Source organism: Clostridium sp. AF35-15, assembly GCF_003477745.1.
GTDB classification, from domain to species: Bacteria; Bacillota; Clostridia; order Lachnospirales; family Lachnospiraceae; genus Otoolea; species Otoolea fessa.
Genome location: NZ_QUDY01000018.1, coordinates 1 through 17,709, shown reverse-complemented (window position 1 = coordinate 17,709; position 17,709 = coordinate 1). Strand labels below are relative to the sequence as shown.

The 17,709-nt window shown below is 47.0% G+C and carries 12 protein-coding genes and 1 pseudogene; 3 read left to right on the top strand and 10 right to left on the bottom strand.

Going from position 1 to position 17,709, the window contains the following annotated elements; all coding sequences use genetic code 11:
• Position 1 precedes the first annotated feature (1 nt).
• The 5 genes from DWZ76_RS14670 to DWZ76_RS14650 form a co-directional block, all read right to left on the bottom strand.
• Positions 2 to 6,919: a ZmpA/ZmpB/ZmpC family metallo-endopeptidase-related protein gene (locus tag DWZ76_RS14670; protein ID WP_118473056.1), complete on the bottom strand. Its 6,918-nt coding sequence runs from the start codon at positions 6,917 to 6,919 to the stop codon at positions 2 to 4.
• A complete protein-coding gene (locus DWZ76_RS14665; protein WP_022360639.1) occupies positions 6,889 to 7,158 on the bottom strand; it encodes a hypothetical protein in 270 nt (89 codons plus the stop codon). Before DWZ76_RS14665 ends, DWZ76_RS14670 begins: the two co-directional genes overlap by 31 nt.
• Positions 7,159 to 7,389: 231 nt before the next feature.
• Positions 7,390 to 8,058 carry a TetR/AcrR family transcriptional regulator gene (locus DWZ76_RS14660; RefSeq protein ID WP_118473055.1) on the bottom strand — a complete coding sequence of 223 codons (669 nt, stop codon included), beginning with the start codon at positions 8,056 to 8,058 and terminating at the stop codon, positions 7,390 to 7,392.
• Positions 8,059 to 8,096: 38 nt separating this feature from the next.
• A complete protein-coding gene (locus tag DWZ76_RS14655) occupies positions 8,097 to 8,336 on the bottom strand; it encodes an RNA-binding S4 domain-containing protein (protein WP_022360641.1) in 240 nt (79 codons plus the stop codon).
• A gap of 130 nt (positions 8,337 to 8,466) precedes the next feature.
• Positions 8,467 to 8,742 carry an HU family DNA-binding protein gene (locus DWZ76_RS14650; protein WP_022360642.1) on the bottom strand — a complete coding sequence of 92 codons (276 nt, stop codon included), beginning with the start codon at positions 8,740 to 8,742 and terminating at the stop codon, positions 8,467 to 8,469.
• 368 nt (positions 8,743 to 9,110) lie between these two features.
• Between DWZ76_RS14650 and DWZ76_RS14645 the strand changes: the two genes are divergently transcribed.
• A complete protein-coding gene (locus DWZ76_RS14645; protein ID WP_118473068.1) occupies positions 9,111 to 10,604 on the top strand; it encodes a Na+/H+ antiporter NhaC family protein in 1,494 nt (497 codons plus the stop codon).
• Between the two features lie 424 nt (positions 10,605 to 11,028).
• Here the strand turns inward: DWZ76_RS14645 and spoVT are convergent, their stop codons facing one another.
• From spoVT to DWZ76_RS14625, 4 genes are all read right to left on the bottom strand, one after another.
• Positions 11,029 to 11,577 (bottom strand): stage V sporulation protein T, encoded by a 549-nt coding sequence (gene spoVT / locus DWZ76_RS14640; protein WP_107001695.1) that lies wholly within the window; start codon positions 11,575 to 11,577, stop codon positions 11,029 to 11,031.
• Positions 11,578 to 11,702: 125 nt separating this feature from the next.
• Positions 11,703 to 13,091 carry a uracil-xanthine permease family protein gene (locus tag DWZ76_RS14635; RefSeq protein ID WP_118473054.1) on the bottom strand — a complete coding sequence of 463 codons (1,389 nt, stop codon included), beginning with the start codon at positions 13,089 to 13,091 and terminating at the stop codon, positions 11,703 to 11,705.
• Positions 13,092 to 14,046: 955 nt separating this feature from the next.
• Complete coding sequence (locus DWZ76_RS14630; protein ID WP_243017871.1) at positions 14,047 to 14,622, bottom strand: chromate transporter; 576 nt, start codon at positions 14,620 to 14,622, stop codon at positions 14,047 to 14,049.
• On the bottom strand, positions 14,619 to 15,161 hold the full coding sequence (locus tag DWZ76_RS14625; protein WP_118473053.1) for a chromate transporter: 543 nt from the start codon (positions 15,159 to 15,161) through the stop codon (positions 14,619 to 14,621). The genes DWZ76_RS14630 and DWZ76_RS14625 overlap by 4 nt, the downstream gene beginning before the upstream one ends.
• Before the next feature lie 228 nt (positions 15,162 to 15,389).
• On the opposite strand from DWZ76_RS14625, the gene DWZ76_RS14620 reads away from it, so the two are divergent.
• The gene (locus DWZ76_RS14620; RefSeq protein ID WP_118473052.1) at positions 15,390 to 16,382 is read left to right on the top strand and encodes a LysR family transcriptional regulator; all 993 of its coding nucleotides are present in this window, start codon (positions 15,390 to 15,392) and stop codon (positions 16,380 to 16,382) included.
• 417 nt (positions 16,383 to 16,799) lie between these two features.
• Positions 16,800 to 17,075: pseudogene (locus DWZ76_RS14615) on the top strand (peptide ABC transporter ATP-binding protein); the annotation flags it as partial.
• 112 nt (positions 17,076 to 17,187) lie between these two features.
• Here DWZ76_RS14615 and DWZ76_RS14610 read toward each other — a convergent pair.
• A partial coding sequence (locus DWZ76_RS14610) for a LysR family transcriptional regulator substrate-binding protein (RefSeq protein ID WP_147353144.1) occupies positions 17,188 to 17,709 on the bottom strand: 522 nt, incomplete at its 5' end.

Below are 17,709 nucleotides of genomic sequence, written 5' to 3'. Positions count from 1 at the left end.
ATTATCTGGCTGGTTCCCAGACACCGTCTGCATTTACATAATAGCCGTCCGGTGTCCACTCAGCCATATAAAGGGAGCCGTATGGACGTCCTGCGCCCTCCATGTAAACCCAGGTTTTTAATGCTTCATCATACGCCCAGGTCGGCTGCGGTGCATACGGATTTAAGTATACATAGCCTAAATCCGGAATCAGCTGCCACTCCGTCAGCATCTCTCCCGTTGCCGGATCCAGATAATACCATCTGCCGTCCTGCGGATCCAGATACCAGCCCGTCCGCATGCCTGTGTTTTCGTCCACATAGTACCATTTGCCTGCGCTGTAATCATAGACCCAGCCTGTCCGGATATATCCATCGGCTCCAAACGCCCACCATGCGCCCCGGAGCTGTTTCCACACAACCTGTTCAACCTGTCTGCCGGTCACCGGATCCAGAACCAGGCTTCCGGACAGATATGTACCATTTGACAGGCGGTAACGCCATCCGGTGCTCTCTTTTACCCATGTGCTGGTACTTCTGTCGCGGCCGGAAGTGGTCGTTCCCTGCGGATTGCCTGGGGTCGATGGATTCGGGTTCGACGGGTTGGGTTTCGTCGGATTGGACGGGTCAGACGATGCTTTCTTTGTCTGGACCGTTACCGCCTCGCTGGCTGCGGATGCCGTCGTATTGACACCTTCTTTGAGTCTCACATAGAAATTGTAAGTCGTTTCCGGCATCAGCCCGGTAAATACTGGTGAATCCTGCCATTCTCCCTGATCCACGCAGTATTCCAGTTCATATCCTGCCGGAATCGCGGTTCCATCCACAAATGTAGACGGTGCTTTCAGGGTCACGCTGGTGTCTGTCCACGCTGCTGCCTGGGGTGCTTTCGGGGTCTTTGTTGCTATTTTTTTGATCGTCAGGCGCACTGTAATCGGATCACTCTTATAATTTACGTTACTGTCCGGGATCTTAATCCTACAGGAATACGTTCCCGCATTGATCGGCGGTGTCATGCTGGAATAAACGGTTCCGTTCACACCTTCATAGTGCACCTCATACTGACCCTGAAACTGTTCCGAAAGATCATATTCGCCTATGGTTGCCTGAATTCCATCCCCAACAGACTTCGGCGTGCCATCGTAATCAACCTCTTTATCCGTACCATTCAGTGTAACCTTATCTTTGTCCCCAAAATACACATGTGTCTCAACATCCTGCGCCGGCATCTTAAAGGAAGCGGTCCATTTGCCGCCTGATTCGGTAAATTTCGGCGGGTAAACAACTATAAGTAAACCACCGCTGTATGTAAGGCATGCATTCTTGTTCTGCATCTCCTTCATCTGCTCAACACCTGCATCTGTCAAGGTCGCCGTTACCAGCTCCCCGGCTTTTGCCGTAGGCTTGTCCAGCGTATAATAAGAACTGCTTTCCGGCTTCTGCGTAATTGAAAATACTGCATTCAGATCATCCTGGACCTCGATATCCACAGCTACCATGCCCGGTCCATCTAAGTATACATAGAGAGTCGGGAGACCGGTTGTATTATCTTTTTCGATGTAATAATCGCCGTTCTTTTTAAGTTCTGCTCTACTATTTACCTTGTTCGGTGTAACTGAACCTTTCTTATACAGCGACATTGATTTTATATTAAATTCTTTAAACAGCTTGCCATTGATAATCTTTGTTACTTCCAGAGAGCCAATATGATCCCCTCCACTCCACTCTTTGGTTTCAAAGGCTGCCGTCGTTCCCCAGGTACCCCATTCCTGTCCTACGAACCAGGTATACTGGGTTGCATTTAAGTTTACTGCATAAGAAACCTCCACCGAAGCATTTGAGCACGGCATTGTAAAATAATATACCGTTGGATCTTCAAAATTGCACAGAGTCGCATCCACCTTTGAACCATTTGCATCGGTAATTGTTACTTTGCTTACGATATCATCCCGATCCAGACCCGTAAATGCAAGGTAAACTTTTTCTCCGGCTTTCTGTGAAAATGTAAATGTACTAGTTTCACTACCTGTCGTAGAAATTGGATTTGTTCCCTTTTTTGCATCATCCATGGATGCATACGCTTTCACGACTGCATTCGGGGAGTTTATCGTATTCTCCCGTTCTACTGTAACGGTGTGTTCCGCCGTATCAACTGTCAGATTGCATACTGCCTCCTTGGAAGGATCCGCCACGCTGGTGGCTGTGATCGTATAGGTTCCCGCTTTTGCCACATCCGCAGCAGTTACCCGTCCGTCCTCTACCTTGACTGCCGGATCACTGCTTTTCCATTCCACATCTCTGGACGCTCCGTTTGCCACATCGACGGTCGCAGTGAGCTGGACGCTTCCTCTCGGGTAAATCGTCTCATTGGTCTTATCCAGCGTAATTCCGGTAACCGAAGGTGTCAGATCCAGCGTCAGATCCGGACGTAAAGTCTGGTTTTTCAGAATCGGGAAAGCATACTCGCCGGTTGAATCCATCGTCCAGGTAGAATCAAAATTCCAGCCCAGCTTTTTATAAAATTCCGGATCTTTCAGGTCTTCCGCCGTTGCGTCCGCTCCATATAGCTTGTCTGCCCCCATCGTATCTGGATCCGGGGTCAAAATCGTTCCATCTGATTTTCTCGCAACTGTGCCGGCAAAGCCGTAGTTATCCCGGCAGCTTCCCGTTGTTCCGCCAATCCGGTTGAGCGATCGCATCTCCGGGAAAATGCTGACACAAGAGGAAATCGAACCGTTGGCGGAAATGCCTGCCACGGATGCGCCAATGGGATTTTTTGTCAGGGCTTCGCCTGCCGCGTAGCTGTGGGAGATCTTTACTTTACTGTCATTTCCGCATCCTACCAGTCCACCAATAGAATTTCCCGCTTCAATGTCCATATCCACAACTGCATAGCTGTTGTCAATTGTTGTACTTCCACCGGTCCAACCGACCAAACCACCTGCAAAGCCACTGCTGGCGGTTCCCTTGATTTCAGCATCTGCATAGCAGGACTTAATATTTACCGAATAATTATACTTCCCCCTTACATTTCCAATCAAACCACCTGCCGATTCAATCTTATTCGTTCCATCTGCAGTTTCGATTGTTCCACTGACGTAACAATTTTCTACCGTCAGAGAACCATATACATCACCAACCAGGATGCCGACTCTCGCCCCATCGCGGGAAGCTTTAACCACCGCATTTTCTATGGTCAGATTCTTAATTTCACAATTCGAAGAAATTGCTCGAAACAATCCCACATAAACTTCGCCGACCGCATTCAAGCCTCGAATCATATGTCCGCATCCATCAAATTCAGCTCCGGCATTAGGAATCGAAGTAAACTCGTGACCGCCCATATCAATATCGCACATCAGTTTCGCTTTCCAGTTTGAAATCTTCGTATCTCTAAAATACGCAAGCTCTGCCCCTGTACTAATTTGATAATAACCATGTTCGTCTTTGGTCGGTTCCACAGCCGTTATTCCATCCCACTGATCCTGCACCCATACCGCCTTAAATGCTACATTTCTATTTGGCATTGTATAATCTGCACCGCTGGCATATGTAGTACTTCCGTCACTCCAGCCTTTAAAATTCATGCCATATACCTTAAAGGTATTCTCCGGAAGCGTAATCACAGTTCCGGCTGCGGCATTTCCCAGGGTCGGCGCATCTCCCTGTGAATCCTGGCGTCCGGATGCAAAGGTAATTGCATACTTCGCCGCGATTGGAAGATTTATTTCGATTGTTTCTGTTGACGCGCCCTCAGAGGTATCGCTCAAAACAATCATTCCCGTGATACTTCCGTTTTGTCCCGGTTCTTTGCCATCCGTTGCTGGTGTTAGATGGAACCCTTCTTCAGCGGACCAGTCCGCATGAATTTTTTGATTTGTGATAACGTTCTGTACAACCTGCAAAATTTCTTCCGCTGTTGTCCCATTTGTCACCGTCATCGCCTGCAGCGCTGCCTGTGCCGCTGTTTTGACATTCTCTAAGGTCTGCTCGGAAAATACATAGGTTCCACTCGTCGCCTCCTCGCTGTCACCATAGGTTGAACCATCTCCCGTTGCCCGGACTCCAAACGTATAGATTCCGCTCTCTGCAATCTGGGCGGTAAAATCGTAACCGGTTTCACCCGCCCCAAGTGTAACCGGAACCCCCAGTGCTGAACCATCCTTATAGAGCTGTACTTTATAGCCCGATGCATACGCAACCGAACTCCAGACGGCCTTTCCTTTTACTGTCTCATCCCATTTGACATCCGCAGGCGCCGCAAGCTGAACAAGATTCACCTTTTTTTTCAGCACAATTGAACCAATCGAACTTCCCTTGTAATGGACATATAAGGTTATTTTATTCGTATTGCCAAGATTCAGCGATTTAGCAAATTGAATCTTTATACCGCTTTCATTTTCTGTATTGTCCACTCCAAGAATTGTAACTCCGTCATACTCCGTTCCATCTTCCTCGGATGAAAGTTTAAAATCCCCCGCCTGTAAATCTTCATTTCTGGTATACGTAAGCGCAATTTTTCCATCTGCCGTGACAGTGTCCGCATCGGTTGTCTGGAAAGTTCCTGTCACAGTTTGTCCCGAAAGCATGGAAACCGGGTTTGTTTCCATGGTGAAATTAAGAGCTTCTAAATCGGCATCCGAAATCGTAACTGTTGTCCTAACCGTAATATATCCGGTCTTTTTGATCGTTACGTCATAGTCTCCATTGGCAAGATCTATGCTAAAGGTTCCATCTGAACCTGTTGTCGCCTTTTTCTCGCTGCTGCCCTTCTTAAAAGTAATCTCTGCGCCTGCGATTCCGGTTTCTCCAGACTTTACTGAGCCTGTTTTTGTCTCGGTTGCCTCAAGATACTCTGGTATGTCTGCGCCGGAGAATATAATTACTTCTTTATTATCTCTTTGCATCTTTAGCGTCGGAAGCTGATTAGCGGCAAATTCCCAGTTTTCCGCATCACTTCCCCAGCCAATCGTGTTTTTCCAGAAATTGGTTGTTAAAAGGTCTGGTTTGAAAACACTCTCGCCACGATGCAACTCTGGCCATTTTCTATCTTTATCATTCTCTTTATCAAGAAGGGTTTCACCACATTTAACCCTCATACCCTGATAGGCGAAATTTCGTCCACCAACTACATGAACTTGATAATCACCGAAATAGCCAAAAATTCTATCTACATAGTATTGCGAACTGTTTGTGGAAATCTCTTCTTGCAATGCTGCGCTCTTATTAATTGTAACTGTTTTTCCTTGTCCACCAACTAATCCACCTGCACCGCGACCTGAATTTGTCGAAACACTTCCCATTGCAATACAGTTCATAATATTCAACTGCGTGCCATTTTTCACTTTAACCGAACCAACCAAGCCTCCAGCTAAAGACTCCCTATTATTATTATCTTTGTTTTCAATCTCTGCATTAACAATACAATTTTGAATTTCCAGCGTCCCCGACTGAACCTGTCCAATTAATCCACCTGCGGCACAATTTCCTGTAGTAGCAAGACTGCCACTGATATAACAATTTTCAATCTGCGAATCAGCACCTACAGTTCTCGCAATCGCTCCTACATGCTTTCCATCTCCCGTAATGGTCACATTGGACAAAATCAAATTTTTAACAGTTCCCGCCAAAACATTAAACAACGGCTGCGAAATTCCACTCAGCTCATATCCATTACCATCTAAACCAGCCGTTAGTGTTCTTGACTCCCACGACTCACCGCTTAGATCGATATCAGCCCCCAATCTAATATATTTACTTACACCAGAGGATTGATTTCCATTATATTGATTCTTTTGGTTTTTACCCATAACAGTAAACCACTGTTTTACATTACAAATCACATAGGGATACTCTTTCGTACCTTTTCCCGTGATTCCTTCATCTGCATACAACGCAATCCCCGCGTCTCCCACCTGCACATGGATCTCCGGCAAAGCAGTGTCTTCCGGTATCTCTTCGCTTTCCGGAATCACCGGAATATAGGTATAGATCGCCCCATTGTATTCTTCATTGGCTTTATCGTAGCCCTCCCAGGTCTTTTCTTCAGTTTCTTCTGGTTCACCGTCCTCATCGAAGCGGTCAAAATAGTCCTCCGGTGCCAGTCCGCCCCGAAATTCAGAATAGTCGCTGTTTTCTGCATCCAGTTTCCACGTGATACCCGACAAAGTCCGCTCGGTGGTTTCTTCTCCCATCGTCTCACGCACGGTAAGAGTCTCCGGGAACTGGATATCGGATTCTTTGCTTCCAAGCGGGAGAATCTGATCGGTGATCGATTCTTCCAACGGTACAAATTCCAGCGTTGTTTTCACCTGCTCTTCTTCCAGGACCGTGATCTGGATCACCGGAAGTTCGTCCTCATCTACCTCATAATTGCTGCTTTTCAGCTCTGCACGGAACAGGTAGATGCCCGGATTTTCCCCATCATAACGGGATGCCTGGCTCTCTTCTTCATCCAGAACCCAGCGCACCCTTACTTTTCGCCAGAAACCTTCCTTTTCGTCAATCTCTTCCTCGGTTTTCTCATCCGTCTTGACATCTTCCTTCGATTCATCCGTTTTTCCATTCGAAGAATCGGCATCTTCATTCAAATCGGCATTTCCACCCGAAGAACCGGAATCTGTCTTACCGGAATCGTCTTTCTCATCGGATTCACCGTTCCCCGGATTTGCATTTTCATCCTGAGAGTCCCCATTTTCCGCCGAATTTCCATCTTTCCCAGAATCTCCCTGTTCACCTGAACCGGATTCCGCTTTCTCTAAGCCCTCTCCACCTTCGCTTTTGTCTTTGCTATTCTCTCCGGCATCTTTTCCTTCGGTATCTTTTCCTTCGGTATCTTCTTTTTCTCCATTCTCTTCACTGTCCGTCTTTTCCAGCACGGCATCATCATTTGTGCGGTTGGCAAACGCTGCTACATTCTCATCGCTCCCTGCGTCAGGCACATCTTCGGTTTGCCCCCCCCCCCGCTGACAAAAACGTCTATGCTGTCCGGCATCTCCAGATCCTGATACCGGGTGCCATAGGGAACTTTCTGATACAGAACCTGTTCCGATAAACTCTCGATCTCCCTGATCTGATAAAAATTCGTGTTCGCATAAACTCTAGGCACAGAGCCATATGAACTGCACGTTATCACTACCACCATTCCTGCTGCCAGGATTCTTCTTTTTCTCCTTCTCATACGCTTTTTCCTCTCATTCTCGAAATGTTGATTATCCGTCATAAAGTGTGTATACACAAATGAGTCGTCACTATATTTATATTATAATAATCAACTCTCACAAATTCAAGACAGAATCTGTTCTTTTAAGCGCATAAAGAAAAACGAGACGACCGAAGTCGTCTCGTAAAAGTCTAACTTTGAGGGGGCACCTCATTCTCTTGACTTCTTTTTTTATTTCCCTTCTTTATATCATTGTTTTCCCAGGTTCTCCGGGGTTCTGCACCATGTCAGGAGCATTCCTTTTAAAAATTCCAGTTCCTGCGTGTGGTCTTCCTTGTGATCGTCCGCCCACACAATTCCCTGTGCATAGCGCTCAGCCACCGCCAGCATCGCAATCGCAACGCTTGTAAATAACTGCTGCTCCGGGATATCGGTCCGGATGCTTTTATCGCTCCTCGCCTGCTCATAGAACTTATGATACAGCGCTCCTGCCGGCTTCAAAACATCCAGATGTTCAGCCAGCGCTTCCCCCTTGACTTTCTCCCGGGAGATAGAGTTTTTATAGTTATTACTGAACCGGAGTATTTCCGGGCGTTCCCGGTAAATCCGGATGATCTGGTCCGTATAAAACTCAATGTACTGATACGCCGTGAATGATTCAAATATCTCCGGTCCCTTTTCTTCCAGAATCTCCTTCCAGAGATCGCCCCAGATTTTTCCGCTGATCGCTATCACAAGCTTGACCTTCGTCTGATAATAGTTATATAGGGTCGCAACGCCCACTTCCGCAGCGTCCGCCACCCTCTGTAAACTGACATTCTCGATCCCATATTGCGAAAACAGCCTGAATCCAGCTTCCATCAGCTGTTCTTTCCGGCGCATCGCCTCTTTTTCATCCCGCTCTATATTTCTTGGCATTTCGTCCTCCGCGCCTTTTACTGACGTCTCTTGGATTTTTACAGGTATTCAAACATTTCTTTGGCATCTTCCTTGCGGATGGTCTCCTGTACGCTTGTAACGCGGACCTTCACCGATTTATTGCCGAAAGCAATTTCAATCACATCCCCAACCTTGACCTCCGCGCTGGCTCTTGCCACTTTATCATTCAGCATCACTCGTCCGCTGTCACACGCTTCATTGGCTACGGTTCTTCTCTTGATGATGCGGGACACTTTCAAATACTTATCTAGCCTCATATTTTTCCTTTCCATAGCCCCTTGCAGGGCACTTTCATCCTGGCGGAATCCCTTCGCTCCTATAATACTAAAGCCCTCCATGATATTTTATCACGAAGGGCTGTCTGTCACACATATATGTCTGAGATAATTATGCGTTTACCATATCCTTTAATGCTTTACCAGCTTTGAACTTCGGAGTCTTGGAAGCTGCGATCGGCATGGTCTCGCCGGTCTTCGGGTTTCTTCCCTCTCTAGCTGCTCTCTCAGCTACCTCAAAAGTACCAAAGCCAACCAGCTGAATCTTTCCGCCCTTAACCAGTTCCTCGGATACTGCATCTGTGAAAGCCTTGATTGCCTTCTCTGCGTCTTTCTTGGAAAGCTCTGCTTTCTCAGCTACAACTGCGATTAATTCTGTCTTGTTCATCGTATATTCCTCCTAGCTTATATCTTTGCACATGAATCCTCTTAGTTTTCTTCGTACATGCCCGCAAATCTTACTTTACATTTATATACATTTCTCCTTGCTTTGTCAAGGTTTTTTGCACTTTTCCTCACATTCCGAACCGACAATCGTTACGACTCGCAAATAGAAATTTTCTAAACTGAAAATTCCGTACGATGCCGTTTAGGCTGCAGATTTTTCCGATTTTAAATGCGAAGCATCGCCAAAATCACAGTGTGAAGCACACGCAAGCACTTCACACTGTGATTTTTTGGTGAAAACCCGTGTAGTATCTGTGAAATCCCTTGTGCTTTTATCTCATTTCCGATCATATTTTCTATCGTTTTTGCATGCTTTTCTCCATCTTTCAGAATATCGTTTTTACAGGCTTTCGCCAACCTTTTCATTACAGTTACACTGTCTTCTTTACTTGCCTGAATCCCATTCTTATGGTAAGATCAAATAATGTATATCCGGCCTATTACGGCAAACATATAGAAAGGCTGAAAATTATTATGAAAAAGCAAAAACTATCTTCCCTTCTGCCTATCGCTGTATTTCTGATCTTTTATCTGGGGCTAGGAATCTGGTCAGAATATATCATGAAGATCCCGATGGGCTTTTACAACATTCCGATTGTTGTCGCATTTATGCTTGCGATCCTGACGGCCTGTTTCCAGAACCGTTCTCTTTCCTTTGACCGGAAACTGGAGCTGATGGGGCAAGGCATCGGAGATAAGAACATCATCACCATGCTTCTCATCTTCCTGACAGCCGGAACCTTTGTCGGTGTCGTAGGACGAAGCAGTGCTGAAAGCGTTGCTTATCTGATGCTGTCTCTTATCCCGGCCCGTTTTTCCGTTGCTGTTCTCTTTGTGGTAGCGTGCTTTGTCTCTACCTCCATGGGAACCTCCGTTGGAACCATCACCCTGATCGTTCCGATTGCCACTGCCGTATCTGAGACCTCTGGTTTCTCTCTGGCCCTTTGCGTCGCATCTGTCATCGGCGGTGCCATGTTTGGAGATAATCTCTCTTTCATCTCCGATACAACCATCGCAGCCTGCAACGGTCAGGGATGTGCTATGAAGGATAAATTCCGTGAGAACTTCGGCATCGCACTTCCGGCTGCCATCGCTTCCCTGGCACTTATCCTGGTCGTTTCCTTCCATCAGGATCCGGGAGCTGCCATCATAAAACCATACAACCTGATTCAGCTGATCCCCTATCTTCTGGTATTAGCAGGCGGCATTGCCGGTATTCAGGTATTTGTCGTTCTGTTAGTCGGAATCGTATCCGGTGCCATCATTATGCTGGGCTCCGGCCAGACTACTCCCTGGGAAATGCTTACCAACATGGGTTCCGGCACTTCCGGCATGTTTGAGACCAGTATGGTTGCCATCTTAGTTGCAGCTATGTGTGCACTGATCCGTGAAAACGGTGGCTTCGACGTTCTTCTTAACGTTATTCATCGCATTTTCCGTGGAAAACGCGGTGGTCAGTTTGGTGTCGGCCTTTTAGTTACCCTGCTGGATATCGCAACTGCCAATAACACAGTAGCTATCGTTATGGCCAACCCTATTGCAAAGGAAATTTCTGAAGATTATGGCATCAGTGCCAGAAAGACAGCCTCCCTTCTGGATACCTTTTCCTGTATCTCCCAGGGAATCCTGCCTTACGGTGCTCAGATGCTGGTAGCATTATCGGCGGTTCATGAGCTGGGCTATGAACTGTCTGCCTTTGAGGTCATGCCGCTTCTGTTCTATCCAAGCATGCTGTTTATCAGTTCTTTAATCTGTATCTTTCTGCTTCCAGAGCGCGGAGACCGTGTCAAAGCAAAAAAATAACAGCAGAACCCTTTCCTCTGCACACATAAACGCATTGAGGCATAAAGAAGAGCTGTCCGACTTTCTCGTCATCAGACAGCTCTTTTATGAAATCTCTCGAAGTTTCACTATATAACCTCTCTTTCTTAATTTTAACAAAAAAGGGGGCGTGTTCACAATTTATTTACTCATGCGTTTGTCGTGCGCCTTGCTGTGTTTTTTCTGTGAAAAATCATGGAGTATCTGTGAACTTCCTTGCGCTTTCGTCTGCTTTTCGATATATCTGTTATATCAAATACCAGTTTTTATCAAATACAGGACTATCAAAAACAGGATCGATGGACAACCGCCCAGGAGTTTTATCTCTCTTTACGTTTTCCATCGATCCCGTCTTCTTTTTTCTCTCACCGCCTGTTTCCAGGCAGATTTATCTCATTTATCTTTTTTATCCTTCCATCTGACGTCCCAGGAATCCGGCTGCCGTCGCTGCCAGCTTCATCTCCGCCCCTCCAAGCGCCTGCTTTGCCTCCCGGCTGAGGAGAATCACCGCCCCGATCGCATCTCCCTCGCTCAAAATCGGCACAATCACCTCGGCGCTGCTCTCCTCCACCTCATCCGAGGTAATCGGGATAAATGCTTTTTCTCCCCGCGCCGCACAGATATTCTGACGTTCGGAGACTGCCAGCTCCAGCGCCCGGCTGATCGTCTTCTGGTAATATTCCTTCTTTGGTCCCCCGGATACCGCGATGATCTGATCCCGGTCCGCGATGCAGACCATCAGCCCCGTGGACTGCGCCATCGCCTCCGCGTACTGCACGGCAAATGCCGCCAGCTCCACCATCGGTGAATATTTTTTCAATATAATCTCGCCCTCGCGGTCCGTGAATATCTCAAGCGGCGTCCCTTCCCGAAGGCGCAGCGTCCGGCGTATCTCTTTCGGGATGACAACGCGACCCAGATCATCGATTCTTCTCACAATTCCTGTAGCTTTCATGATTCTTCCTCCTGCATACCACGTTTGCCATATCGTGTGTCTTATGGGTAGTATGTGGAAATGCAGGCGGATTATACATCTGAAATGGTTCGTCCCAATTTTAGGACTGAAAATTTTTATATTTTTTATTCCTGCCGTTTCTTCGGATTCGGATTGATCGCCACACCGCGGTTGATGTCGCCCTGTAAATTCTTGCCGAACTGGTAATCATTACCCGGAAGAATCACGTTGAGCAGAACGCCCGCAATCGCTGCGATCGCAAGACCTGTCAGAGTAACCGAAGTTCCTGCCGCCTCAAAGGTCAGACCGTCGGAGAATCCCAGCCCGCAGACCAGAATCACCGCAGCGATTACCAGATTCCGGGATTTGGTTAAATCCACCTGGTTTTCGACCACGTTGCGGACACCGATCGCGGAGATCATACCGTATAGCATGAAACTAACGCCGCCGATGATAGCAGACGGCATCGAACCGATGACGTCTGCCATCTTCGGAATAAAGCTCAGAATCACAGCAAAGACAGCTGCAATCCGGATGACACGCGGGTCATGAACACGGCTTAATTCCAGAACGCCCGTATTTTCACCGTAAGTCGTATTGGCAGGACCGCCAACGAGTGCCGACAGAGATGTTGCGATACCATCGCCGACCAGCGTCCGGTGCAGTCCCGGATCCGCAAGGAAATTTTCTCCGACCGTCGCGGAGATCGCCGACATATCGCCGATATGTTCCATCATCGTCGCAAGCGCGATCGGCGCCATTACCATGACCGCCGTCGGGTCAAATTTGCACAGCTGGAACGGAGGAAGTCCGACCCAGGAAGCCGTCGCTACCTCTGAGAAATTCAGGATCGCACTTCCGTCCGGGTTTGTCATTCCCATCATCTGGAAAACTGCCGCCGCTGCATAGGAGATCACAACGCCCATCAGAATCGGAATGATCTTGAACATTCCCTTGCCCCAGATATTAAAAATGATGATGGTTCCCAGCGCAATCAACGCAATCAGCCAGTTTGTCGATGCGTTGGCAATTGCGGACGGCGCCAGCGAAAGACCGATACATATGATGATCGGACCTGTCACAACCGGCGGCAGATAGTGCATGACACGCTCCACGCCTGCCAGCTTGATGATCAGCGCCAGAATCAGGTACAGCGCACCAGCTACCACGATACCACCGCAGGCATATGGCAATTTCTCGCCCATCGTCATATCTGCAAAAATACCGCTGTCCAAATTTGCCACCGTCGCAAATCCACCGAGGAATGCGAATGAGGAACCAAGGAATGCCGGGACTTTTAACTTAGAGCAGGCATGGAAAAACAGTGTTCCCAGACCCGCACACATCAGCGTTACCTGAATCGAAAGTCCCTCTCCCTCAAAATAGGTATTGACCAGAATCGGCACCAGGATCGTTGCGCCGAACATCGCGAACATATGCTGCAAACCTAAAAGCAGCATCTTCGGCAGACCCAATGTTCTGGCGTCTTTAATGACCATGTTGTTTTCATTCATTTTAAATAGATACCTCCAACAATTCCCTTCATTTTGTAATGTATATAATTTTCATTCTCCAGAATATCCTTTTTGACTTCATTCGTCAACCTTTCTGCTGCGCTTGCTTCGATTTTTTGTAAACAAAACAAAGAATGTGCCTTTTTGTGTAATGGGGAATTCCAAGGAATTTCCTATTGCACAAAAAAAGAGCTGTCCGACTTTCTCGTCATCAGACAGCTCTTTTATGAAATATCCCGAAGTTTCACTATATAACCTCTCTTTCTTTTATATTTTGTTTTAAATGTGCTATGGACCTCTTCCTTTCATATGAATCTCCTCCTTTGATTACATGTATCTATGTAAACTCTTTTAGAGATTGTATGATGATGGATTCCATCGATACCGATTTTTATCTTTTTATTTATTTGATAAATTCGGTTTTTAAAACCATGATCATGTTTTTTAGTAAGTAACTATCCCATTGGACCGTCCTCCTTGTTCCTTATTTCGTCCTAGAAACTATGGTAACCGTTTGTTGGGGTTATCTCTGTTTCTTTTGATGGTTTTATTTTACTAGATAATTTTCATTTTGTCAAGCATTATTTCTAATTATTTTCCATATTTTTCTTTATTTATCTGATTATATTTTTGTAATTGTTGTGTATTTCTGTTTTATTTGTTCTGTTTCTAACTATTATTGCGCTTTACGATCGCGTTTTCTTGTATTTTTTGTTTTATAGGACGCAATTTCCTGTAAAATGAAGAAAGTCCCATGAACAAATCATGTGTCTTGACACATCCGGGCTTCTCGCGCGGCCGCTTGCGGCATGTTTCTTCTTCGCGTGAGTACGCATCCCGCAGAGCGTTTTGTCATAGGTCGAAGCCTCCTATGACAAAAAAAGAACCACCCCAAAAGAGTATACAGATACTGCACTACCTCTTCTGGAAATGGTTCTATTTTCTTCTATCTTCCCTAGTGGAACTGGAACACGATTCCAATCACAGCCGCCGCCACGATGTAGAAGATCGGGTGCTTTTTCCATTTGACTAAGCCGTACCAGATCGCAAGCGCCAGTACGATCGCCTTCCAGTTGATGATGGAAAACAGCTTGGAAAGCACCAGGCTGCCATCCTCGCCGACATGGAGGAACGCTATCTTTGCCACGCCGATACCGGCTGCCGCAATCAGGGCGGTGGATGCCGCGCGAAGTCCATAGAGGGCATTCTGTACGATCGCGGATGCTTTAAACCTATCGAGAATCTTCGAGATGATTATGATGATAATCACGGACGGAAGCACCAGCGAAAGCGGTGCCGCCAGGCCGCCGAGAATCCCCTTGATATGGAAGCCGACGTAGGTCGCCATGTTGACGCCCATCGGTCCCGGTGTGGACTCGGAGACAGCAATCATGTTGGAAATGTCACTAAAGGTATACCAGCCTGTCTCCTTGGAAATATTGTAAAGGAACGGGAGGGTCGCCAGACCGCCGCCGACCGCAAACAGTCCGCAGCAGAAGAAGCGGAAGCATAATTCAAGTATCAGCATCATTTCTTCTCCCCCTTTCCGCCCTTCAGTACAATCCCGATCACACCCGCCACGACAACAAGAAGCGCCGGAGAAACCGATGTAAACAGTGACAGTACAAACACAACCGCCGCAATCGCGATCGCGCCTTTATCAACCAGCGATTTCTTTGCCAGCTTGACAACCGCACTGCCGATCAGCACACAGACGCAGGCGCGGATGCCTGCAAAGGCGCTGCTCACAAAGCTAAGTTCAATAAAGTTCGAGATAAACGCCGCGATAATCATAATGATGACAAGCGACGGTGCAATGACTCCCAGTGTCGCCGCAATTGCCCCCGGAATCCCCCGATTTTTATAACCGACAAACGTCGCCGTGTTGACCGCGATGATACCCGGTGTACACTGACCAATCGCGTAGTAATCCATCAATTCTTCATCCGTCGCCCAATGGCGTCCATTGACTACCTCTTTCTGCAGCATCGGCAGCATCGCATATCCGCCGCCGAAGGTAAACCCTCCGATTCTGGCAAACGTCAGAAACATATCCAGCAGTTCTTTCATTTCTGCCCACTCCCTTCCGTATTATTGCTACACTTTTATTTCTCTGGAATTTCCAGTATATACCTGCTTATGTATCATACCAGAATTCAAGGAGCCTGAAAAATACCATTCGAATATAGAATGTATATCGAAAAAATATAGTTTGCCTGTTATTCTATCGGATTTTGTTATATAATATATCTGCCATATACACAGTTTTCCAACGAATCCGAACAGGAAGGAGCATTTATGGAACTTCGCCAGTTATCCTACTTCACCACCATCGTCAACGAGGGAAATATTTCCCAGGCAGCCAAAAAACTGAATATCTCACAACCGCCGCTCAGCCACCAGATGAAGCTTCTGGAGGCGGAACTGGGCGTGACGCTGTTTGAGCGCGGTTCCCGCCACATCCGCCTGACACCTGCCGGAAAGACGTTCTATGACCGGGCGCTTGCGATCCTCGATCTGAGCCAGACTGCCCGCACGGAGCTGACTGCACAGAAACAGGAGATTCAGGGCGTTGTGCGCCTTGGCATCATCTCCTCCGCCGTCGAATTTGTGACCCGGCATTATCTTGCCCCATTCCGGCGATCCTATCCCAAAGCCCTGTTTGAACTCCATGAGTCCAATTCCTACCACCTGCTCGATCTGCTTCACTCCAACCAGATCGACCTCGCCGTGATCCGGACGCCATTTGCCAAAGCCGGGCTGGAGATGCAGACACTGCCGCCGGAGGCATTTCTGGCGATCGGGCGCGAAATGATCTGGAGCCATTACCAGGAATGCCCGAATGCCCTTCTGACCGACATTCCTCCATCCGATACTGGTTCTGTGATTCAAAGTTCCCACCCTATGCCTGCATCCGACGCTTCCGAACCACAAAAAAGCCATACGCCCACATCTCTTCCCCTCTCCGCCCTCACCCGCGCGCCGCTCATCCTTTACCGCCGCTGGCAGCCGCTGATTCTGGGATATTTTGAGGAACAGGCGCTGGAACCGAACATCGTCTGCATTGCCGACGATGCCAGAACCGCCCTTTTATGGGCGTCCGAAGGGCTGGGCATCGCGCTCGCGCCTGAATCTGCCCTCTGTTTAAATTCCGATCCCGCCCTGATCCGCCGGATCATCACCCAGCCCCAGATCCACTCAAGTATCTGTCTGGTCAAACGGAAGGAACGGAGTTTATCGCTGGTGGGGAATGCGTTTTTCCAAAGTTTCCATGCCACGGCTATTTCATAAATATGAATTTTATCCTATAAATTCAATTGACTTTACACTTTTTTCATTGTCGTGTTTGTACGAAATCAGATATTTATCATACGCTGAATATTTTTTTATATATCACCGCATTCTGTTTAATTTTTCCAACAAATCACTTTCAATATCGTTTTTTAATATAAATCACACAAAATTTTTAATATATAACACAAATGGCAGATTTTTCAGTTGACATATCGAAAAACCGCACGTATAATTGGCATCAATTCAGGAAAAGCAGAATAAACATAACAGAAAATAATTGCAAGGGCGCATCTCTTTTACGATGGATGCGTCCTTGTTTTTATTTATATGGCAACTGATCACGTGCCGGCTTACCGCGGGCACAGCTGAAAAAGAGGAGGAAATGTAAAGCCCGTCACTCTCTCCGGCGGACAGATGCAGCCAAAAGCGCTCCTCTTTGACGAACCAACCTCCGCACTCGATCCAGAGCTGGTCGGAGAGGTTTTAAACGTCATGAAGGAGCTGGCAAAATCGGGAATGACGATGGTCATTGTCACCCATGAGATGGGCTTTGCCCGTGATGTTTCTGACCGGGTGCTCTTTATGGCAGACGGCTATGTGGTTGGGGAAGGAAAGCCAGAGCAGATCTTTACCGCCCCGCAGCATAAACGGACCAAGGCATTCTTATCAAGACTGCTGGCATCTGCGTAGACCCACTATCAAAAACATAAGTGTCGACAGCCGCTTCGCGATCAATAAGATTGCGGAGCGGCTGTTTTCTGCCATAGGAAACCTCGTTCTATGTGCCATGGCACATTCCTTCTTATAAATTCAGATCTCCCAGACTGGAAAGATAATGTTTGCATATATCCAGGAATTCCCTGTTTTTTTCAGTGAAAAAGCTGTTCTTCATCCATACATAGTTAATAAAGGTTTTGCTTTTAAAATCGTTAATAAAAATTTGGCTCATAACACCGCGATCCAGTTTTTTCTGTACGACAAACTTGTATACAAATGAGAGACCAACATTTTCAATGACAAGATTATGAACGGTATTGATGGTTCCGACTTCTACAAAAGAGGCGAAATTATGTATGTCCTGATTGTAACCGTGAAGAATAGAACGCAGATTGAGATAGGATTTTGAACCTTCTTCTCTGAAAATCAACCGATAGGGATTTAATTCTTTAAAATCTACGGTTTTTCCGGCCAGCGGATGAGTGGGAGCGCAGATGCAGATGGTTTCAGACTCGAATAATTCGTGACATTCATATTCTTCCGGTGGACAGTAGGTATCCACAATACAAGCCTGGATTCTTCCGTTTGCTAATTGAACTAACAAGTC